At 58.7% G+C, this 19,611-nt stretch carries 14 protein-coding genes and 2 pseudogenes; 9 read left to right on the forward strand and 7 right to left on the reverse strand.

The genetic code is table 11. The features are described from left to right. Positions 1-9 precede the first annotated feature (9 nt). From HLB35_RS09085 to HLB35_RS09110, 6 genes are all read left to right on the forward strand, one after another. Positions 10-438, forward strand: coding sequence for a universal stress protein (locus HLB35_RS09085; RefSeq protein ID WP_171702338.1), 429 nt, complete (start codon positions 10-12; stop codon positions 436-438). A gap of 270 nt (positions 439-708) precedes the next feature. Next, positions 709-1,506: a DUF2189 domain-containing protein gene (locus HLB35_RS09090; protein WP_171702339.1), complete on the forward strand. Its 798-nt coding sequence runs from the start codon at positions 709-711 to the stop codon at positions 1,504-1,506. A 132-nt stretch (positions 1,507-1,638) separates the two neighbouring features. Then, entirely contained in the window at positions 1,639-2,151 is a 513-nt protein-coding gene (locus HLB35_RS09095; RefSeq protein ID WP_171702340.1) for a putative pterin-binding protein, read from the forward strand. After that, positions 2,141-4,387, forward strand: a complete 2,247-nt coding sequence (locus HLB35_RS09100; RefSeq protein WP_171702341.1) for an ATP-binding protein — start codon at positions 2,141-2,143, stop codon at positions 4,385-4,387. Before HLB35_RS09095 ends, HLB35_RS09100 begins: the two co-directional genes overlap by 11 nt. Beyond that, on the forward strand, positions 4,371-5,549 hold the full coding sequence (gene nosP / locus HLB35_RS09105) for a nitric oxide-sensing protein NosP (protein WP_171702342.1): 1,179 nt from the start codon (positions 4,371-4,373) through the stop codon (positions 5,547-5,549). Before HLB35_RS09100 ends, nosP begins: the two co-directional genes overlap by 17 nt. After that, on the forward strand, positions 5,527-6,888 hold the full coding sequence (locus tag HLB35_RS09110; protein WP_235937094.1) for an ATP-binding response regulator: 1,362 nt from the start codon (positions 5,527-5,529) through the stop codon (positions 6,886-6,888). The genes nosP and HLB35_RS09110 overlap by 23 nt, the downstream gene beginning before the upstream one ends. Here HLB35_RS09110 and HLB35_RS09115 read toward each other — a convergent pair. Then, positions 6,865-7,536, reverse strand: a complete 672-nt coding sequence (locus tag HLB35_RS09115; RefSeq protein WP_171702344.1) for a response regulator — start codon at positions 7,534-7,536, stop codon at positions 6,865-6,867. The genes HLB35_RS09110 and HLB35_RS09115 overlap by 24 nt on opposite strands. A 116-nt stretch (positions 7,537-7,652) precedes the next feature. Between HLB35_RS09115 and exaC the strand changes: the two genes are divergently transcribed. Continuing rightward, positions 7,653-9,173: an acetaldehyde dehydrogenase ExaC gene (gene exaC / locus HLB35_RS09120; protein WP_171702345.1), complete on the forward strand. Its 1,521-nt coding sequence runs from the start codon at positions 7,653-7,655 to the stop codon at positions 9,171-9,173. A 175-nt stretch (positions 9,174-9,348) separates the two neighbouring features. Here exaC and betT read toward each other — a convergent pair. Next, a pseudogene (gene betT / locus HLB35_RS09125) lies at positions 9,349-11,399 on the reverse strand (choline BCCT transporter BetT). Between betT and HLB35_RS09130 the strand changes: the two are divergent. Further along, a complete protein-coding gene (locus tag HLB35_RS09130) occupies positions 11,391-11,573 on the forward strand; it encodes a hypothetical protein (protein WP_171702346.1) in 183 nt (60 codons plus the stop codon). The pseudogene betT and the gene HLB35_RS09130 overlap by 9 nt on opposite strands. 32 nt (positions 11,574-11,605) lie before the next feature. Here the strand turns inward: HLB35_RS09130 and HLB35_RS09135 are convergent, their stop codons facing one another. Continuing rightward, positions 11,606-12,073, reverse strand: a complete 468-nt coding sequence (locus tag HLB35_RS09135; protein WP_216601464.1) for a hypothetical protein — start codon at positions 12,071-12,073, stop codon at positions 11,606-11,608. A gap of 202 nt (positions 12,074-12,275) precedes the next feature. On the opposite strand from HLB35_RS09135, the gene HLB35_RS09140 reads away from it, so the two are divergent. Further along, positions 12,276-13,244 (forward strand): alpha/beta hydrolase, encoded by a 969-nt coding sequence (locus tag HLB35_RS09140; RefSeq protein ID WP_171702347.1) that lies wholly within the window; start codon positions 12,276-12,278, stop codon positions 13,242-13,244. A gap of 6 nt (positions 13,245-13,250) precedes the next feature. On the opposite strand, the gene HLB35_RS09145 is transcribed toward HLB35_RS09140, so the two are convergent. From HLB35_RS09145 to HLB35_RS09160, 4 genes and pseudogenes are all read right to left on the reverse strand, one after another. Further along, positions 13,251-13,943, reverse strand: a complete 693-nt coding sequence (locus HLB35_RS09145; protein WP_171702348.1) for a response regulator — start codon at positions 13,941-13,943, stop codon at positions 13,251-13,253. A 20-nt stretch (positions 13,944-13,963) separates the two neighbouring features. After that, positions 13,964-15,366 (reverse strand): annotated as a pseudogene (locus tag HLB35_RS09150) (ATP-binding protein). Further along, positions 15,363-18,452, reverse strand: coding sequence for an efflux RND transporter permease subunit (locus HLB35_RS09155; RefSeq protein ID WP_171702349.1), 3,090 nt, complete (start codon positions 18,450-18,452; stop codon positions 15,363-15,365). The pseudogene HLB35_RS09150 and the gene HLB35_RS09155 overlap by 4 nt, the downstream one beginning before the upstream one ends. Next, complete coding sequence (locus HLB35_RS09160) at positions 18,449-19,519, reverse strand: efflux RND transporter periplasmic adaptor subunit (protein WP_235937095.1); 1,071 nt, start codon at positions 19,517-19,519, stop codon at positions 18,449-18,451. The genes HLB35_RS09155 and HLB35_RS09160 overlap by 4 nt, the downstream gene beginning before the upstream one ends. Positions 19,520-19,611: the final 92 nt, after the last annotated feature.

Genomic DNA, 19,611 nt, shown 5'->3' on the forward strand with positions numbered 1-19,611 from the left:
GGCGTACAGATGTACAAGAAAATTTTATTGCCTGTTGACCTTAATGCAGAAGAATCCTGGCAGAAGGCTTTGCCAACGGCGATCACGCTTTGCCAAACCTTTGGGGCGTCCCTGCATGTGGTGACGGTGATGCCGGAGTTCAACATGCCCATGGTGGGTGCCTATTTTCCGAAGAATTTCTCCAAACAGGCGCATGAAGCGATTTCTGAAGCGCAACATGCGTTTATCAAGGAGCATATTCCTGAGGACATTGTGACTCAGAGCGTGATTGTCGACGGTTCGCCCTGGGAAGCCATCATCAAGGCAGGCAAGAAGCTGGAGGTCGACCTGATCGTGATGGCATCGCACAACAAGCGCAAGTTTGTGGATTACGTGCTGGGCCCTAACGCTGAACATGTTGTACACCATGCCAAAATGTCAGTGATGATAGTGCGCTAACGGCCAACGCAGGTAAGGCCTTAAGACGTGTTTAAAGCCCCGGTCATTTGATCGGGGCTTTTTTCGAGCTTTTGAAGGGCGCTTTTGATTCTTGGTTAACACTTTGGTAGGGTTTTTGTACATATTTTGAATAACTATTTGCGGATGCCGTGAAGTCCGCTACAGTGAAAATATGCGATTAAGTGATACTTTACATGCTAATGAGTACTTAATCAGTCTGGATTTTTACCGGCAGCTAGCGACAGGTAAGCGTGATAAAGGAGTTTCACTATGGGTACATCAATAACAAAGCCACTTGACCAGGCGGATTCAGCCGTGACCAAAATCAACGTCAAGCACATCGATACAGACCGTCCTAAAGCCTGGCTTGCCGCCGGCTTTGAAGATTTCCGTCGGGCGCCGATTGTCAGTCTCACCTATGGGTTGTTCTGGGTGGGCTTGAGCATTGCCATTACCGCCGGTGCCGTCAACATGGGGTTCTGGCACTGGCTGTTACCGTTGATCGCTGGCTTCATGTTTGTGGGCCCCATGGTGGCAGTGGGATGCTATGGCATCAGCAAAGCGATAGAGGATGGAAAAACACCGCATCTTGGCCATGCTTTGGGCCATTGGCGGCCGCATGGCAGCCAGCTGGCAATGGTCGGTGTGATGATGATGATTTTCTTTCTTGCCTGGATTCGCCTGGCAACTCTGCTGTTCGCGCTATTTTTTGGTCTTGAAGTGCCCAGCCCGGAAGTACTTTACGCTTCCTTGCTGACAACGCCCCAGGGGCTAGGCTTGGTAGGAGTGGGTACTGTTATCGGCGGTTTGCTGGCATTTGGTGCCTTTGCGATCAGTGCGATTGCCATTCCGGTTGTCATGGATCGTGACATGAGTTTCATGGAAGGCATAGAAGCCAGCATTCGCTGTGTGACCACCAACTTCCGTCCCATGCTACTGTGGGGAGCCATGCTGACGCTTAGTTTCATTATAGGCGTAGCGACTTTCTATATTGGCTTGGCGTTGATATTGCCCGTATTGGGTTACGCCAGCTGGCACGCCTACGAAGACTTGGTGAGCTTTGAGTGAGTTTCTGATCGTGGGTTTCATTCCGGCTTCATTTGGTAACTGTTAACCAAGTGCCTTTTGACTGACCTTGCAAGCGAGATGGCGTATTCTTACGCCATCTCTTTTCATAGGGCACTTGCGAGGAGGCCATGAATGAAAAAACGCTTATCAATTGCTGTTTTGTGGCTGGCTTGTGTCTTACAGGTAGGGGTTGCCAATGCCGAGCAGGTTCTGCCTGACCCCGAAGGTCGGGTCATTCTGAAAGTATCCGGTAATATTGACCGCACTAATGTCAGTGAAGAGGCGCATTTTGACTTCGCCATGCTCACTGACCTGCCTCAGCATCAGTATTACACAGGCACACCCTGGACTCGTCAGCCCTTTCACTATAGTGGCCCCTTGATGCGCGATCTGCTGGCCTATCTGGAGGCGGATGGCAAGCATATTCATGTATCGGCGCTGAACGGTTATGAAGCCTATATTCCCACTCGTGACTTTGCTGAATACGATGTGCTACTGGCCCTGAAGCGTAATAATGAGCCTATTTCCATTCGCGAATATGGCCCGCTCTGGGTACTCTATCCTTTTGATCATCATACGGAACTTTTGAATGAGACGTTTCGTTCCCGGGCAGTCTGGCAGGTTATGAAGATTGATGTGCGCTGACACTGTGTCCCTACGCAAGCCGTCCTTGCTGCGCTACCCCAGGCGGTTCAAGTTTGTCACCATTGTCTCTGTCCTGCTGTTTGCCTTGGCCTTGATGGTAGCGGCACTAGCGGCGTGGCGTCAGGATAGCCTGACCCAAGGATTGCGTGAAGATACGTCCTGGGTGGTCTACAAACTTGACCGAGATACTGTCCAGTTGCTGAATGCCCTCCTGGCGGCGTCTGGCGAGTCACTGTCGGCGAAAGAGCAGGATGCAATCAATCTGCGCTTTGAACTCCTCTATAGTCGTATCAATGTGTTAACTCAGGGCGAGTTCACTCGCTTGTTGGGGCAAATCCCCAATGCCCGGGTGTTGGTTGAAGACATTCGCCAGGCGCTGGATGTTCTTGACCAGTTGATTATGCCCTATGAGCAGCAAAACCCTTTGGCGGTAGCTGATATTGAAGACGGCCTGCAAGTGCTGGCGCGGCACACTGAGCGTTTGGTGATGACCATCAACGCCTATCAAGCCGAAGCTGCTACACAAGAGCGCGCTCAGTTAAGTGCCCTGTATCGCTTGTTGATCACGCTACTTGTTGGCATGAGCGTCTCGGCTCTGCTGGTCGTGGTATTTCTGGTGCGTGAAATGCGTGAAAGTGCTGCGGCGCGACGCGAACAGGAACTGCTTGGCCTGCGGCTTGAAGAGTCAGCCAAACAAGCACAATCAGCCAATCAGGCCAAGTCTGATTTTCTCGCAGTGGTCAGCCATGAAATCCGCACACCGTTGAATGGGGTGCTGGGTATGAGCGAGCTGCTGATCCAGCCGCAGCAGCATACGCCAAGTCCTCACGAAGTCCGTGTATACGCTCGTACGATTCATGACAGCGCCACCCAGCTGATGAACATGATCAACGACATCCTGGATTTTTCCAAGATTGAAGCCGGGCACTTAACCTTGGAAGAAAAACCTGTTGAGCTGGAAGCGTTGATGCGTGGCGTTATTGCCCTGTACGAACCGCGTGCCCAAGCCCGAGGCATTCAGCTGCAAATGCATATTGATAACACGGCGCCTGCCTGGGTCAGCCTGGATGCTTATCGGGTGCGTCAGGTGTTGCAGAACCTGGTGGCCAATGCGCTTAAGTTTACCGAGCAGGGCCAAGTGAAGCTGTCGCTAAGCTGCCATGATGAAAATCAGCTGTTATTGACGGTGACGGATACGGGCTGCGGCATTCCAGCGACACAGCAGGATTATTTGTTTGAACCCTTCCAACAGGCAGATGTCTCGATCACACGGCGCTATGGCGGCACAGGGCTGGGGCTGGCGATCTGTAAACGTCTTTGCGATGCCATGGGAGGTCAGATAGGTGTCAAGAGTCAGCAGGGCCGGGGCAGCACCTTCTGGATGACCTTGCCAAGAGTGGACGCGCAGCCGCAAGCGCCGTTGGCTACGCCACAAATAAGTCATTTCAGTGATTGCCCGGTACTGCTGGTGGAAGATGATATTGTCAATCGTCGCGTGGCGGTGGGGATGCTAAGGCGCCTGGGTTGTCAGGTGGAGGTGGCAGAAAATGCCCAGCAAGCCCTTAGCCTGATTGAGCGCAAATCCTACGATATTATTCTGATGGATGTCCAGCTACCCGATCAGGATGGCTTGACGTTGACCCGTCAGCTTCGCCAGCAGCCTGGCTGGTTGGCAAAGGTGCCGATTGTGGCCATGACCGCCGGTGGCGCTGTCGATGATCGCAAACGCTGCCTGAGCGCAGGAATGAATGACTACCTGACCAAGCCGTTAAGCCTTGCCACGCTAAGTCAACGGCTGGCGCTGTATATCGATATCGACAGTCAGATTTTCGAAAAAACATCCTCAACAGCACCGCTGAGCGTTGACGGGCGGGTTGATGAATTGATTGATGGCTGGGTACTGCAACAGCTGGAAACCAGTTTGAGTAAGCCAGCGTTGTATGAACTGCTTGGCCTTTTCCTGAAACATGCCGCCGAGTACCTTGAACAGCTTCGCGCACAGCTCGCTGTTCAGCCCATGCCCACAGAAGATATTCAGCGCCTGACACATCAACTGCGTGGTGAATCAGCCAGCGTGGGCGCTTTTGCCATGGCCGATGCTGCCCATAAGCTGCAACAGGCTGTAGAAGCTGAGCGCGCGATAGAGCAACGCTGGAAAGCTCTTGAGCAGCTTTCCCAGGATACCTTTGGCGCATTTAAGGTTCTGAAGAAGGAGGTTGATGTTTCATCCTCTTGACGAACAAGGTGCTCACGAGCCTGGCAATGGCATTATCACTGCTGTGAGCAGCCAACGCGATGCCTGGCGAGCAGTGGCTGAGCTGGCCGCCAGGCTTTATCACCCGGCATTAGGTGGCGTGGTCTTTTTCTGCACGGCTGAATACGACCTTGAGGCGCTGGGGCAGGCGCTATCGAACAGCTTTGCCAAAGTGCCCATATGTGGCTGTACCACAGCCGGAGAAATTACGCCTTCTGGCTACGGGCGCGGCTGTATCGTTGCGATTGGTTTTGATGGCCGGGTATTCAGCGTGGTGCCTGCTCTGGTAGATGATCTGGTCGGGTTTGATCTGCCCCGCGCCCAGCAGCTGGTGGATTCCCTGCTGGCCAACTGTCGGCCCAAGGCAGTGGCGCCACTGAATGAAAACAGCTTTGTCATGACCCTACTGGACGGCCTTTCCAGCCGTGAAGAACAGGTGCTGGCGACCCTGGATGCCGCTCTGGGACGTATTCCCAGTTTTGGCGGTTCTGCCGGAGATGACAATCACCTGACCCATACCCATGTGTTTGCCGAAGGGGCTTTTCATACCCAGGCAGCGGTCATGTTGATGATCAACACCCGGCTGCCCTTTGATGTGTTTTCTACCCACCATCTTGCCCCGCGCACCGAGAAGTTTGTGGTAACCGCCGCCGACCGGGAGCAACGCCGGGTGCGGGAGCTTAACGGTGTGCCTGCCGCCACCCTGTATGCTCAATGGGTGGGTGTGGCGGTGGAAGACCTGACGCCTGCGTTGTTTGCCCGCTACCCGCTGGCAGTGCGTCTGGGGGATCACTATTTTGTGCGCTCGATCCAGCGCGCCAATCAGGATGGCAGCCTGAGTTTCTACTGCGCGGTGGAAAACGGCATTGTGCTCAGCGCCATGCGGCCCTTGCCGCTGCTGGCGGATCTGGAAAACATGTTGGATGAGATCAAGGCGCGTGTGGGGCCACCTGCCCTGATGATCGGCTGTGACTGCTTTCTGCGCCGCATGGAACTTGAAGCACTCGGCCAGCTTGAATCAGCCTCAGCGCTGTTGCGCGCCTCCCAGGTGGTTGGCTTCAATACCTACGGCGAACAGCATCATGGTATGCACGTTAACCAGACCTTTACGGGGGTGGCCTTTGGCACTCTTTCAGCTGGATGATGAGTATGACCAGAACGCTGACCCTCAGGCGCTGGTGGAAGAAAACCGCCGCTTGCGCAAGGTCTGTCAGGCACTGATCGAACGGGTGGAATCCGGTAGCGCTGCCAATGGGGCCCCCTATGCGGCGTTCGAGCACGCTGTGTTGCTTGCCGAACAGGTGCGCGAACGCACGGATGCCCTGCATCGCGCCCTGGATGAGCTCAACCAGGTCAATGCGCAACTGCGCGAAGCCCATGCCGAGGCCCAGGCCGCCAATCAGTCGAAGAGCAAATTCCTGGCAGCGGTCAGCCATGATCTTCTCCAGCCGCTTAACGCGGCCCGCCTGTTTACCAGCGCTCTGGAAACCCACGCCTTGCCACAAGATGCCCAGCCATTGGTGGGGCGGATTGGCCGTTCATTGAAGGATGTCGAATCACTGCTCGGCACCCTGGTTGATATGTCACGTCTTGATGCCGGCGTATTACAGGCCGATAAAGCACCTTTCAGCGTCGATACGCTGCTGGATGCGCTGGCCGAGGAATACCGCCAGGTGGCGGGGGTGCGAGGGTTGGCACTGCATTATGTGGGCTCTTCGGTGGTCGTGGAGTCTGACCTTTCGCTGCTGGCACGCATCATTCGTAATTTCCTCAGCAATGCCGTGCGCTACACCCCTCAAGGCCGGATTCTGCTTGGCTGTCGCCGCCGTCCGAATGGGCTTGAAATAATGGTGGCGGATACCGGCCCGGGCATTGCCGAGCAGCAGCGTGAACGGATTTTTCAGGAGTTTCAGCGAGATGCCCTGACCAGCCAACAGCATAGCCGTGGGCTGGGATTAGGGCTGGCGATTGTCGATCGCATCAGCACCATGCTGGCCCACCCAGTGACCCTGGTCTCCACGCCAGGCCAGGGCGCCTGCTTCTCGGTGACTGTGCCTTATGGCCAACACGCGCCGCGCCTGCCTGGCCCGGTAACCGCGCGGCTGGAAACGGACTTTAGCCGTCAGGTGGTCTGGGTGATTGACGATGACCCGACCATTCTGGAAGGGATGCAGGCGCTTTTGGGGCAGTGGGGTTGCCGGGTGCGGGCGGCGGGGACTGTCACGGCGCTGGAAGCCGCCAGTGACGGTGAACGCCCGCAGGTACTGCTGGTTGATTATCAGCTGGGCCAGCGGCGTGAAAATGGCCTGACGCTGGCCAAGCGCCTGGAAAGACGGTATCCGGGGCTGGCAACGGTGGTGATTACTGCCAACCATGATGCTGAAATCAGCCGTCAGGCCCGTGAAGCCGGGATGCATTGCCTGTTGAAGCCGCTGAAACCGCTACGCCTGCGTATGCTGTTAACGTCGCTGCTGGCGCAGTGATTCGATATCGGCATCCCCCGCCATTACAACGGCATGCACCCGGCTGCTGGCGCCCAGCTTGCGCAGGATGGCAGAGACGTGGGTTTTAACCGTGGTTTCAGCAATCTCCAGTTCCCGGGTAATTTCCTTATTAGAACTGCCGCGCCCCATGCAGGCCAGCACCGCCAGCTGTTTATCGGTCAGCTTAAGTACCGCACTATTGATGACAGGCGGCGCGATGGCACTGGCCGCCGGGGCCTCGTCAATTGGGCGGCGCATGATGTCGGAAGGCAGGTAAACCTGGCCGCCAAGAATCTGTTCCAGTGCATTCAGCAGTGCTTCGCGCGGGGTGGATTTGGGAATATAGCCCACCGCACCTAATGCTAAGGCATCGAGTATATGCTGGCGGGTCTGGCTGGCCGAAATAATGGCCACCGGCAGCCAGGGCTGCTGCTGACGCACCTGCTGCAAACCCTCCAGCCCCTGGGCATCTGGCAGGCTGAGATCCAGCAGTAACAGATCCAGATCCGGGTGCTGCTCAGCCAGGGTAAGCGCTGCGTCCAGCGAATCGGCTTCATGTAGCTGGCAATCCGCCATGCCGCCCAGAATCACCGCCTGCAATGCATCGCGGAACAGCGGGTGGTCATCAGCAACCAGCAGTGAAACCATGCGAACTCCTACCAATGGATGAGGGTGGCTAGTGCCAATGGGCGATGTTGTCCGCTCTCGGCATGGCCAACACTGTGAAAGCACCTTTAATAATCATAATACTCAGGAGCACTTTCATGATCTACGCCAACCCCGGTGAGACCGGCTCAGTCATTACCTTCGACAAGCGTTACGGCAACTATATTGGTGGCGAGTTCGTAGCGCCAGTCAATGGTCAATATTTCGATAACGTCAGCCCTGTTAACGGCGCGGTATTCTGTGAAATTCCCCGCTCCACCCAGGAAGATATCGACAAGGCGCTTGATGCCGCCCACGCCGCGGCGCCTGCCTGGGGGAAAACCTCTGCCGCCGAGCGCAGCAATATTCTGCTCAAGATTGCCGACCGCATGGAGCAGCACCTTGAAATGCTCGCCGTCGCCGAAACCTGGGATAACGGCAAGGCGGTACGCGAGACCGTGAACGCTGATCTGCCGCTGGCCGTTGACCACTTCCGTTATTTTGCTGGCTGTATCCGCAGCCAGGAAGGTACCGCAGCGGATATTGATGCCAACACCGTCGCCTATCACTTCCATGAACCGCTGGGTGTGGTCGGGCAGATTATCCCGTGGAACTTCCCACTGTTAATGGCGACCTGGAAGCTGGCCCCGGCGCTGGCCGCGGGTAACTGCGTGGTACTCAAGCCCGCCGAGCAGACGCCAGCCTCCATCTTGGAATTTGCCAAATTGGTCGGCGATCTTCTACCCCCAGGCGTGCTGAATATCGTCAACGGCTATGGCGCTGAAGCTGGCCAGGCGCTGGCGAGCAGCAAGCGCATCGCCAAGATCGCCTTTACCGGGTCAACGCCAGTCGGCTCACATATTCTTAAATGCGCGGCCGAGAACATTATTCCTTCGACCGTTGAGCTGGGCGGCAAGTCACCCAACATCTATTTTGCCGATGTCATGAACGCCGAGCCTGAGTTCATTGATAAATGCGTGGAAGGGCTGGTGCTGGCGTTTTTCAACCAGGGCGAAGTCTGCACCTGCCCATCGCGGGCTCTGGTTCAGGAATCCATGTATGATGAGTTTATGGCCAAGGTGGTTGAGCGTACCCAGAACATCAAGCGCGGTAACCCCCTGGATACCGATGTACAGGTAGGCGCCCAGGCCTCCCAGGAACAGTTCGACAAGATCATGTCTTACATGGATATTGCCCGTGATGAGGGCGCCCAGTTCCTGACCGGCGGCGACCGGGAAACACTGGATGCCAGCATCAATGATGGTTTCTACATCCAGCCGACCCTGCTCAAGGGCGACAACAAGATGCGTGTCTTCCAGGAAGAGATCTTCGGGCCTGTGGTGGCGGTCACCACCTTCAAGGATGAAGCGGAAGCGCTGGCGATTGCCAACGATACCGAGTTTGGCCTGGGGGCGGGCGTCTGGAGCCGTGATATGAACGTTGCTTTCCGTATGGGGCGTGGCATCCAGGCAGGGCGCGTGTGGACTAACTGCTACCACCAGTACCCGGCACACGCGGCCTTTGGTGGTTACAAGAAGTCCGGCGTCGGGCGCGAGACCCACAAGGTAGCGCTGGAGCACTATCAGCAGACCAAGAACCTGCTGGTCAGCTACGATATCAACCCGCTGGGCTTTTTCTAGGCAGCCGATATCCGCTGAGCTGGCGTTAACGCCATAAAATCTACATCACAAAACCCATACCACAAAACCCACATCACAAAACCTACGCCACAAAAATCCCGGCCCCGGTGTTTTTAAACATTCGGGGCCGGGATTTTCGTTGCGAGGCCTGCTAATCCAACACGCTAGCGCCGCGTTATGTCTGCTGGGAATCCTCGGGTAGCTCACCGATGGTGCCCGGCATGGCCTGGACGTTGCCCAGTTGCTGGCCGGCCAGGGTGAGGAAGTGGATGTGGCGCTCGTATTCCGCAACCAGATCACCAATCACCTGACCCCGTGTGTAGCCGTTGAGATCTTTATCCTGACCACCTTCGGCAAGATAGACATCCAGGCGCACATAGTAATCATCGTCGGCGGGCAAAAAGCTGGGGGTGCGCAGCCGCTGTGGGCAAACCTGATAGACAAAGCTTGCCGCATTTTCCAGATCCACCTGAAGCGTCAGGCGTGGCAGCGATTCACCTTCCAGGGCTTCTTCGGTCACGTTGGCTGTCTGGCCACGGCTTTCAAGCTCCTGGGCAAACTGGGTCATCGCTGGGCGAATGGAGTGCTTGATTGTCGCCGCAGCACCCGCACGGTTGGAAGTGTCCAGCGCCCGGTCAAGCCGTTCACGCCAGTCACCACCCGGTGCACTTCCGGCTATCATACGGCGAGCATCCGCCTTGCTGCCTTCCAGCTTGAGGGCTTTATACATGCCTATCATGATGGCAAAGATCACCACCGAGAACGGCAGGGCGGTAATTACCACAGCGCTTTGCAGCGCATTCAGGCCACCTGCCATCAAGAGCGCAATAGTGATTAAGCCGATCACGGCCGCCCAGAAAATACGCAGCTTGATCGGTGCGTCATGGTTCACATCTGACAGAATCGAGGTGAAGTTGGCTAGAACCAGGGCACCGGAGTCCGCCGAGGTAATGAAAAACACAATGCCTAGAACAGTGACCACTGCCGCTGAGATAGCCACATAGGGGTAGTATTCCAGCAGGGTATACATGGTGGTCTGCGGCGTATTCAGTGCCTGTTCACCCAGTGCGGCGACACCCTGGTTGGCCACCAGCTCAATACCGCTGTTACCGAAGATCGACATCCAGATCATCATGAAGGCCAGCGGAATAAACAGCGCGCCTGCCACAAACTGGCGAATGGTACGTCCACGGGAAATACGCGCCAGGAAGAGCCCCACAAAAGGCGTCCAGGCAATCCACCAGCCCCAGAAGAAGATGGTCCACCACATCTTCCATTCCTGGGCACCTTCATCCGCAAAGGCATAAGTATCAAAGCTAGCTGCAACAAAACCGGCAAAGTAATCCCCGGCGTTGTTAACCACTTTATCCAGCAGCACCAGGGTATTGCCGTTGAACAGCACAAACAGCATCAGCCCCAGCGCGAGCAGCATATTGAACTCGGATAGACGACGGATACCTTTATCCACGCCGCTGACCACCGAAATGGTCGCCATGACAACCACCATCACGATCAGGATGATCTGCACGCCAAGATTTTCCGGCACATCGAACATGTAGTTCAGGCCGTAATTCAGCTGCAGGACGCCAATCCCCAGACTGGTGGCGATACCGAAAACGGTGGAAATGACAGCGGTAATATCCACCGCATTACCGATCGGGCCGTGAATGCGCTTGCCCAGCAGCGGGTAAAGGGCGCTACGGATTGCCAGCGGCAGGCGGTGGCGGTAACTGAAGTAGGCCAGCGCCATACCCATCAACACGTAAAGGCCCCAGCCGGAAAGCCCCCAATGCAGATAGGTTTGGACGACGGCATTACGCATGGCGGCCTGGCTTTCCGGCGTCAGGTCGGGCGGTGCCAGGTAATGCGCGACCGGCTCGGCAACGCTGAAGAATAAAGGTCAATGCCGATACCGGCGGCAAACAGCATCGCTGACCAGGACAGCAGCGAAAACTCGGGCCGCGAGTGGTCAGGCCCGAGGCGAATGCTGCCAAAGCGGGACATGCCAATCATCACCACAAAGACCAGATAGGCCACGATAGCCAGCATGTAGTACCAGCCAAAGGTCTTGCTGACCCAGGCCAGGCCCGCATCAAAAAACGCGCCAGCCTGTTCGGTAAACAGCATGGTCATGACAAGAAAAACGAGGATACCCGCAACGCTGCCGTGAAAAACCACGGGGTTTAAGCGGTCTCGCGAAGGAAGGTCGGAATCATTATGCGCCATAAAGACGATCTCCTTGGTTCGCAGTTCAGGGAAAAGTTTTTATTTTTGAATGAACGTTCAAATAAAATACGCACTTTACCCGCAGGCTTCAAGGCCGGAACAGAGATTCTTCGTCAGGAAAATGGCGATTCAACGCTGATTGGACACAAAAATGCCCGGGAAACCGGGCATTAGCTGACTGTATTAAATTAAGTAAGAATTAACGTTTATTGGGCATTTTGTGGGCTATTACCCCGAGCCTGGCTTTGATTGCCATGCCCCTGGCCTTGGTTGCCCTGGCCATGACCTTTTTGGCCCTGCTGGCCACGGCCCTCATGAAACTCCTCACGCATTTCGCGCATGGTTGACTCAAGCGACTGGCGCTCTTCGTCGCTTAAAATGGTCTGAATACGTGCCTGATGCTCTTCACGGACTTCGCGCATGGCGTTGAAATGCTGTTCGCGCGCTTTATTCAGCTGGGCCTGCTTTGATTCGCTGATCCCAGCACGCTGGTACAGCTCTGCCCGGCGTTCCTGCATCCGTTCCTGCATCTGCTCGGCTTTGTTGCTGCGCTCGCCACCATGCTTGCCGTGTTGATCAGCCTGAGCGGTCAGGGCAAGCGGCATCAGGGCGAGTGCCAGCAGTGCCGGGGCAAGTGAACGGCGTAATGTAGGAGTCAATGGTGATGTCTGCATGGAAGTTCTCCTGTTGAAGGGGCGGGAAGGAAGAAGGTAACGGCCCCTGGACACAAAAATAATGGCATTAGCTCATGCAAGGGCATTGCACAGAATGTGCAATAAAGAAGGTGATTCACCCAACGGGCAAGCGTGACATCCAGGTAAGGGCGGGTCAGACTGTGCTTCAGGGGAGAGGTTATCACGCTCAAGGAGCTATACCATGAAGCTTGCCAAACCGCACCGAACGTCGTCAGCTGTGGATAATGCCCAAGGTTCTGGCCTATTCAGCCAGTTTGCTCGTTTAACCGGGTTGAGTCTTGCAGCGGCGCTGCTTTCAGGCTGTGGCGTGATTCATCAGGCCAGCCAGGGTGAAACGGCGTTGGAAACCCAGGGGCTGAATGCGCCGGTGGCCTTTACCCGCCTGCCTGCTCAGCGCTATTCCCCGGAGGATTGGCCACAGCCGCTTAATGCGGATGTCTACCTGCCCGAGGCCAACGGCGAGCTACGTCCGGCGGCACTGGTGGTGCACGGCGGCGGCTGGCGCAACCGTGGGCCGGAGGATATGACCGATATCGCTGAACAGCTGGCGGCCCAGGGCTATGTCACCGTCAATATCGAGCATCGCTTTGCCCCGGACTACCGCTTTCCGGCTCAGGTGCATGATCTGCAGCAGGCCATGCGCTGGCTGAATGACAATGCCGATGACTGGCAGTTGGATACCGACAGGATCGTTGGCGTAGGCTTTTCGTCCGGCGCGCATCTGGTCAGCCTGCTGGCCCTGTCCGGTGCTGAAGGCCCCTTGGCGGAGCCTTATGGCGGCGAGCATGCGCGCCTGGCAGCGGTGATGGCGGGCGGTGTGCCCAGTGACCTGCTCAAGTTCGACGATGGCCGCCTGGTGGTGCAGTTTATCGGCGGCACTCGGGCGCAAAAACCAGAGGCCTATGCGCTGGCGTCGCCGGCGCGCCAGATCAGTGACAATGCGCCGCCTTTCTTTATCTACCACGGCCGACTGGATCAGCTGGTGCCGGTGGATCACGCCACGGATTTCTATGCCCAGCTCAAAGCAGAGGGCGTTGAAAGTGAACTTTACCTGTTGCGCGGGCGCGGCCATATCACCAGCTTTGTTCTGGAAGGGCAGGCGATCGAAGCGGGTATCGCCTTTCTTAACCAGCAGGTGAACCCGCGTTGAGAGGCGTCATCCCAGCGGCTGGTACTTGTAACCCACGCCGTAGACAGAGCGGATGATTTCCTTGTCGGGCAGGGTATCGGCGATCTTGCGGCGCAGTTTCTTGATATGGCTGTCGACGGTACGCTCGGAGACAATGCGGTTATCGCGGTACATATGATCCATCAGCTGCTCGCGGGTAAAGATACGCCCGGGGGCGTCCATCATCACCCGCAACAGCTGGAACTCAACCGCCGTGAGGCTCAAATCCTCGCCAGCGGCAAAAGCCTGCCAGCCGTCTTCGTTAAGTGTCAGCAGGGCGGCGTCGGATGAAACGCCTGCCTCGCTGGCCAAGCCGCGTCTTAACACGGCTTTTACCCGCGCCACCACTTCACGGGGGCTGAACGGCTTACAGATATAGTCATCGGCGCCCAACTCCAGGCCCAGCAGGCGGTCGACCTCTTCCACCCGGGCAGTCACCATGATGATGGCGACCCCGGGGTGGTGCTGGCGAATCTCGCGGCACAGCGTCAGGCCGTCCTTGCCGGGCAGCATCAAGTCCAGCAGGACAAGCGCCGGGGCGTTGTTGGCCAGCCAGGGCAGGACATCGTTGCCGTTTTCCAGCGCTTGGGTGGTGAACCCATCGGCCTGCAGGTAATCAGCCATCAGGCGGGCGATTTTGGGTTCATCCTCGACAATCAGCAAGCGGTGGTCATCCGCCATAAGTCTCTCCTTGAAGGCCATCAATCAGTTGGTAAAAGTGCCAGGGTCAAAGTCCAGCGCAACCCGCCCAGCGGTGAGGCGCTGGCCTGCAGTTGCCCACCATGGGCGTGCACCAGGGCATTGGCAATTGAAAGGCCCAGGCCACTGCCGCCGCTGGCGCGATTGCGCGAGCCTTCCACCCGGTAGAGGCGCTCGGTCAAACGGGCCAGCTCACTTTCAGGCACGCCGGGAGCGCTGTCTTCCCATACCAGCACAGCATGCTGGCCGTCACTGCGTAACGTCACGCGCAGGATGCCGGGCGCCTGGGTATAGGCGCAGCTGTTATCCAGCAGGTTGCTCCATAGCTGGCGCAGGCGTTGGGCATCGCCGTGCACCTCAATATCAGGTTCGATCCGGCTTTTCAGGGTCAGGCCTGTGTCTTCCAGCCAGTAGCGGGCATCGTCCAGACGGTGTTGCAGGTGATCGCTGAGGTTGAGCGGCGCCAGCTGGATCTCGAGAGCACCGGCGTCGCTTTGCGAGAGTAGCCGCAGGTCGGTCACCAGGCGTTCCAACTGAGCGACCTCCTGGCCCAGAGATCCGAGATTTTCCTGGGTCAGCGGGCGAATGCCATCCTGCATGGCTTCGATCTCACCTCTTAACACGGCCAGCGGAGTGCGCAGTTCGTGGGCGGTATCCGAGACCCAGCGGGCGCGAGCTTGGCGATTGGCCTCCAGGGTCGCGGCCAGCACGTTGAAGTCTCGGGCCAGGCGTGAAAGCTCATCACGCCCGCGTTCTTTCAGGCGGGTATGGTAATCCCCCTGGGTAAGGCGCTGGGTGGCGCTTGCCAGGACCCGGGCACGACGACCCAGCCACCAGGCAAGCCCCCGGCCAGCAGCAGGGAAGCAAGGCCCAGAGAGGCCACAATAATCACCAGATTACGCTGCTGGCGTTCCAGAAAGCGGCTCTCCATGCGCTCCATGACCTGCCGCGGTGGGCGGTAACCCAGGGTGCCAATGGTTTGGCCCTCCACCTCAAGCCGTAGCCAGTGCCAGGCATCCGGCCCGCTTGCCCGGCGGTTATCGGCCTGAATCACGAAGTCGCCATCCGGGTCGCGGAGTACAAAGTCGCGGGCTTCCCCCAGCAAGGAAGGCCGCTCACGGTAGGATTTGCCCAGCGCATGGCGCACCACTGCAGGCCAGCGGTCAGGTTCGTCGGCCAGCCACGCCCAACCCTGATGATATTGCCAACGAGTCTGCAGCCCTTCGGCCAGCACCTGGGCGCGGCGTTCCTGGGCCTGGTTCAGATACTCGAAAAAACCGCGATCAATGCTGTGGGAAACCGCCATGAAGACCCCGGCAGAAATCGCCACGTTAACGCTGAGAATGATCACAAACAGCTTGATTCCCAGCCGCGAGGTCTGGCGCAGTGCGGCAAAAAGCTTCATGGCCTGGCCTCCGCCGTGTTCGTCTGGCGGGTAAAGCGCTCGCGCATGTTTTCAAGGCCCAGGTAAAGGCAGGGCACCAGCACCAGTAGGATCAAGGTGGCGAATAGCATGCCAAAGCCCAGCGAAATGGCCATGGGGATCATGAAGCGGGCCTGACGGGAGGTTTCCAGCATCATGGGGGCCAGCCCCAGGAAGGTGGTTAACGTGGTCATCATGATCGGCCGCAGGCGGCGGGTCGCAGCGGCGACAATCGCCTCGCGGGCGGCCATGCCTTCGCGGCGCTTGCGGTTGGCGTAGTCAATCAGCACCAGGGCATCGTTGATCACCACGCCAGAGAGCGCCAGCATGCCCAGCAGGCTGATAATCGACAGGCCAAAGCCCAGAATCACATGCCCGCCCATGGCCCCAACGATGCCGAACGGAATCGCCGCCAGCACCAGCAGCGGCTGGGTATAACTGCGAAACGGAATAGCCATGAGAGAATACAGCGCGCCCAGCATCAGCCACATGGCGGTACGTAGTGTGGCTAGATTATCGGCGGTGTCCTGCTGGCGGCCACCCAGGCCGACTTCCAGACCGCTAAACTGCGCCTGAAGGTTGGGGAAGACTTCCTCGCGCAGGGTCGCCAGTACCTGATTGATCGCCACATCGCCCTCGCTGTCCGCCGTCACGGTAATGATCCGTCGGCCGTCAATGCGTTGAATACTGCTGGACGCCTGGCTCAGGGTGAACTCTGCGACCCGGGACAGCGGCACGCTCAGCCCCTCCGGGGTCTGGATCGGCAGCCGATAAAGCGCGTCGAGGCTGTCGCGGGCATCAGGGGGCAGGCGTACCTCAATGCTGACCTCGCTGCGGCCGCTGAACTGCTCGATGGCCGTGGCGCCCTGCAAGGGGCCGCGCAGAGCGCGCGCCAGCTCACTGCCGGTCAGGCCCAGCGCCCGGCCCTCGCTGGAAAGGCGCATTTCAAGCTGGGGTTTGCCATCGCCCAGGCCGCTGTCGACATCAATCAGGCCAAAGTTTGTCAGCTCAGTCGCCAGCCGTTCGGCGGCGCTTTCCAGCACCTGGGTATCCGGGTGGGAAAGCCGCAGGCTAAGCGCCGCGCCGCTTCCCGGGCCGCCAACGTCTGATTCAAAACGCACCGACTGGGCGCCCACCAGATCACCGCTCAGCTCGCGCCAGGCCGGGGCGATACGTGAGGGCGGCCAGTCGTCGAGGCTTTCCGCGGCGATATCCAGGCGTATGCTGAGGCTTTCGCCATCCAGCTGGGTGCGTGAACTGCTAAAACTCAGGCTGTCTTCGCTCTCTGCCAGGGTGTCGGCGGCATCCAGCAGTTGCTGGCTCAGGCTACGGCTCAGGCTAATGGGGCTGCCAATCGGCAGAGTGACGCTGGCCTGCACCTGATCGGATTCGATTCTGGGCATCAGCGAAAAGCCCAGCCGTCCGCTCATTGCCCAGGCCAGGGTCAGCGCCAAGATGACCACCCCAATGGAAATCGTCAGCAGGCGCTGATTCAGTGCGTGCTGCAGAAAAGGCTCAAAACGCTGGTAGGTGAAATGATGCAACCCAGCCTGCATACGCTGGCGCAGTTGGTCCAGCCAGTTGGCCCTTGCTTTCTTGTTCGCTCGGCTATGGGCCAGATGGTTGGGCAGGATAAACAGCGCTTCCACCCAGGAAATCAGGAAGACAGTGATGACCACCATGGGCACGGTGGCGAAAATCAGCCCCAGGAAACCGGGCAGGAACAGCAACGGCAGAAAGGCGACGATGTTGGACAGAATGGCAAAGGTCAGCGGCGTGGCAATCTCGCGTGCCCCAAGCACCGCCGCATCGCGCAGGGAATAGCCCTGCTCGCGGTAGCTGTAGATGTTTTCACCCACCATGATGGCGTCATCCACCACGATGCCGAGGGCGATAATAAAGGCGAACATGGAAATCATGTTCAGCGAGACGCCCATCCAGGGCAGAAACAGCAGGGCGCCCAGAAAGGCAATCGGAATGCCCAAGGTGACCCAGAAGGCCAGCCGGGCCTGCAGGAACAGTGCCATCAGCACCATCACCAGGGTCAGCCCCAGCCAGGCATTCTTGAGCAGCAGATCCAGACGGCCCTGATAGATCTCCGAGGTATCGCGGGAAATATCCAGGCTCACGCCGTCAGGAAGGTTGGCGCGCAGGCGCTCAAGCTCGCCCTGAACCGCACCGGAAAGCCCGGTCGGGGTCTGGTTGCCCACCTGATACACATTGACCGACAGCGCTGGCTCGCCGTTATAGAAAACTTCGCGATCCGTTTCGGCAAAGCCCGCCTGCACGCGGGCAATATCCCCCAGGCGCACCGGCGCGCCCTGAGTGCTGGTGATGACCGGTAAATCGGCAAACTCTTCGGCGCCGTTACGCCGCCCCTGGTAGCGCACCAGCCATTCGCCTTCCCGGGTACTCAGCTGGCCGCTGGCCAGGTCCAGAGCTTCCTGGCCAATCAGGTTGGCCAACGCCTGGTGGTCAATGCCGTAGCGCTGGATGGCTTCCTCGTCCAGATGGATCTGGATTTCCCGGTCACGGTCGCCGGAAACCTCCACCCGGGAGATGCCTGCGGCTGCCAGCAGTTCAGCGCGCACGTTTTCAGCGGCGTCGTGCAGGGCGCTTAAGCCCACCTGGCCGTAAACCTGCAGGCTGAGCACGCTGCGCGACCCGCCCGAGAGGCTGATCCGCGGCGGGTTGGCGGCCTCCGGCAGGATGGTGATGGCATCTACCGCCTGTTGGATATCCTGGTAGACGCGCATCACGTTGATACCTTCGGTCAGCTCGGCGCGCAGCCGGCCACTGCCTTCATTGGCGGTGGCGGTCAGTTCGTCAATGCCCTCAACATCGGCCAGCGCCGCTTCCACCGGCAGCAGAATGCTTTGCTCGATATCCTCAGGCGTGGCGCCCGGGTAGCTGATGCTGACATTGATGATTTCCATCTCGAAATCAGGGAACAGCTCCTTCTTGATGCTCAGCGAGGCGAGCAAGCCTCCGGCAATCAGCAGAACCATCAAGAGGTTGGGGGCGACGCCATGGTCGACCATCCAGGCAAGCGGGCCACGGCGGTTCATGGTGTTTCCTCCTGACCCGTGCGAACGCGCTGGCCTTCACGGGGGTTAACAAGCCCCGCAACCACTACCCGCTGGCCCGTTTCAAGGCCGCTGCTGACCAGTACCTCCCGTTCGCCACGGTGGGCCAGGGTGACCTGGCTTTGCTGCAGCTGGTTCTGATCATCCAGCCACCACACCAGATTGCCGGGCCGCAGCGCTGCGGCGGGCAGGGCGATCAGGGTTTGCGTGTTTGCCGGGTCAATCTCGGCACGCAGCACGTCCCCCAGGCGCAGGGCCGGGCCGGGGCTTTCCAAAGCCAAGGGGTCATCCACGCCAATCAATAGCTGCACCTGCAGGCCGTTTTCTTCCAGGCTGGGCAGCACGGCCAGCAGCTGGCCCGGGCGCTGGCTATCGTCAGGCCAGCCCCGGCTGGTAAGGGTGACGCTATCGCCAGGCGCCAGCCAGCTTGCGTGCTCGCCGGGCAGGGAGGCACGCACCCAGAACTGCTCCACGCTGATCAGGCTGACTACTTCAGTGCCCTGGTTAAGCAGGCTGCCCGCACCCACCAAACGCTCCTGCACCATGGCCCGGAAGGGCGCACGCAGGGTGGCGCGTTCAAGGTTCAACGCCGCCTGATCGCGAGCGACCCGCGCCTGGGTCAGCTGCGCCTGTACCTGACGTAATTGCGGCTCACGCAGCACCAGGGCACGGCGCTCCGGCGAGAGCTGGCGGCCAAAGGATTCGTACTCGCTGCGCGCCCGCTGCTGTTCTGCCTGCTCAAGGGCCAGCTGGGCCTGGGCATTGGCCAACTGAGCCTCGGCATCCTGAAGCGCCAGCTGCAGGTCGGCCTGGTCAATATGTGCCAGCGCCGCCCCGGCTTCCACCACGCTGCCGGGCACCACGTTATCGCCAAAGCGCTCCAGCTGCCCCGCCACACGGCTGGCGATATTGGCCTGCTGTTCGGCCTCCACACGCCCGAAGGCGAGCAAGCGCGGCGCCTGCTCGCTGGCCTCCACGCGCACCACCTCCACCCGAGGCGGCACCGGCTCCGGCGGCGGGCGACGCTCCACCCGCGGCGGTTCATTCAACAACCACCAGGCACCCCCAACCCGCCCACCAGCACCAGCAGGGCAATCAGAATACCGGGCCGAAAACGGCCCCGTTGGCGAGTAAGGCACAG

It is taken from the genome of Vreelandella azerica (assembly GCF_013112225.1).
Lineage (GTDB): Bacteria > Pseudomonadota > Gammaproteobacteria > Pseudomonadales > Halomonadaceae > Vreelandella > Vreelandella azerica.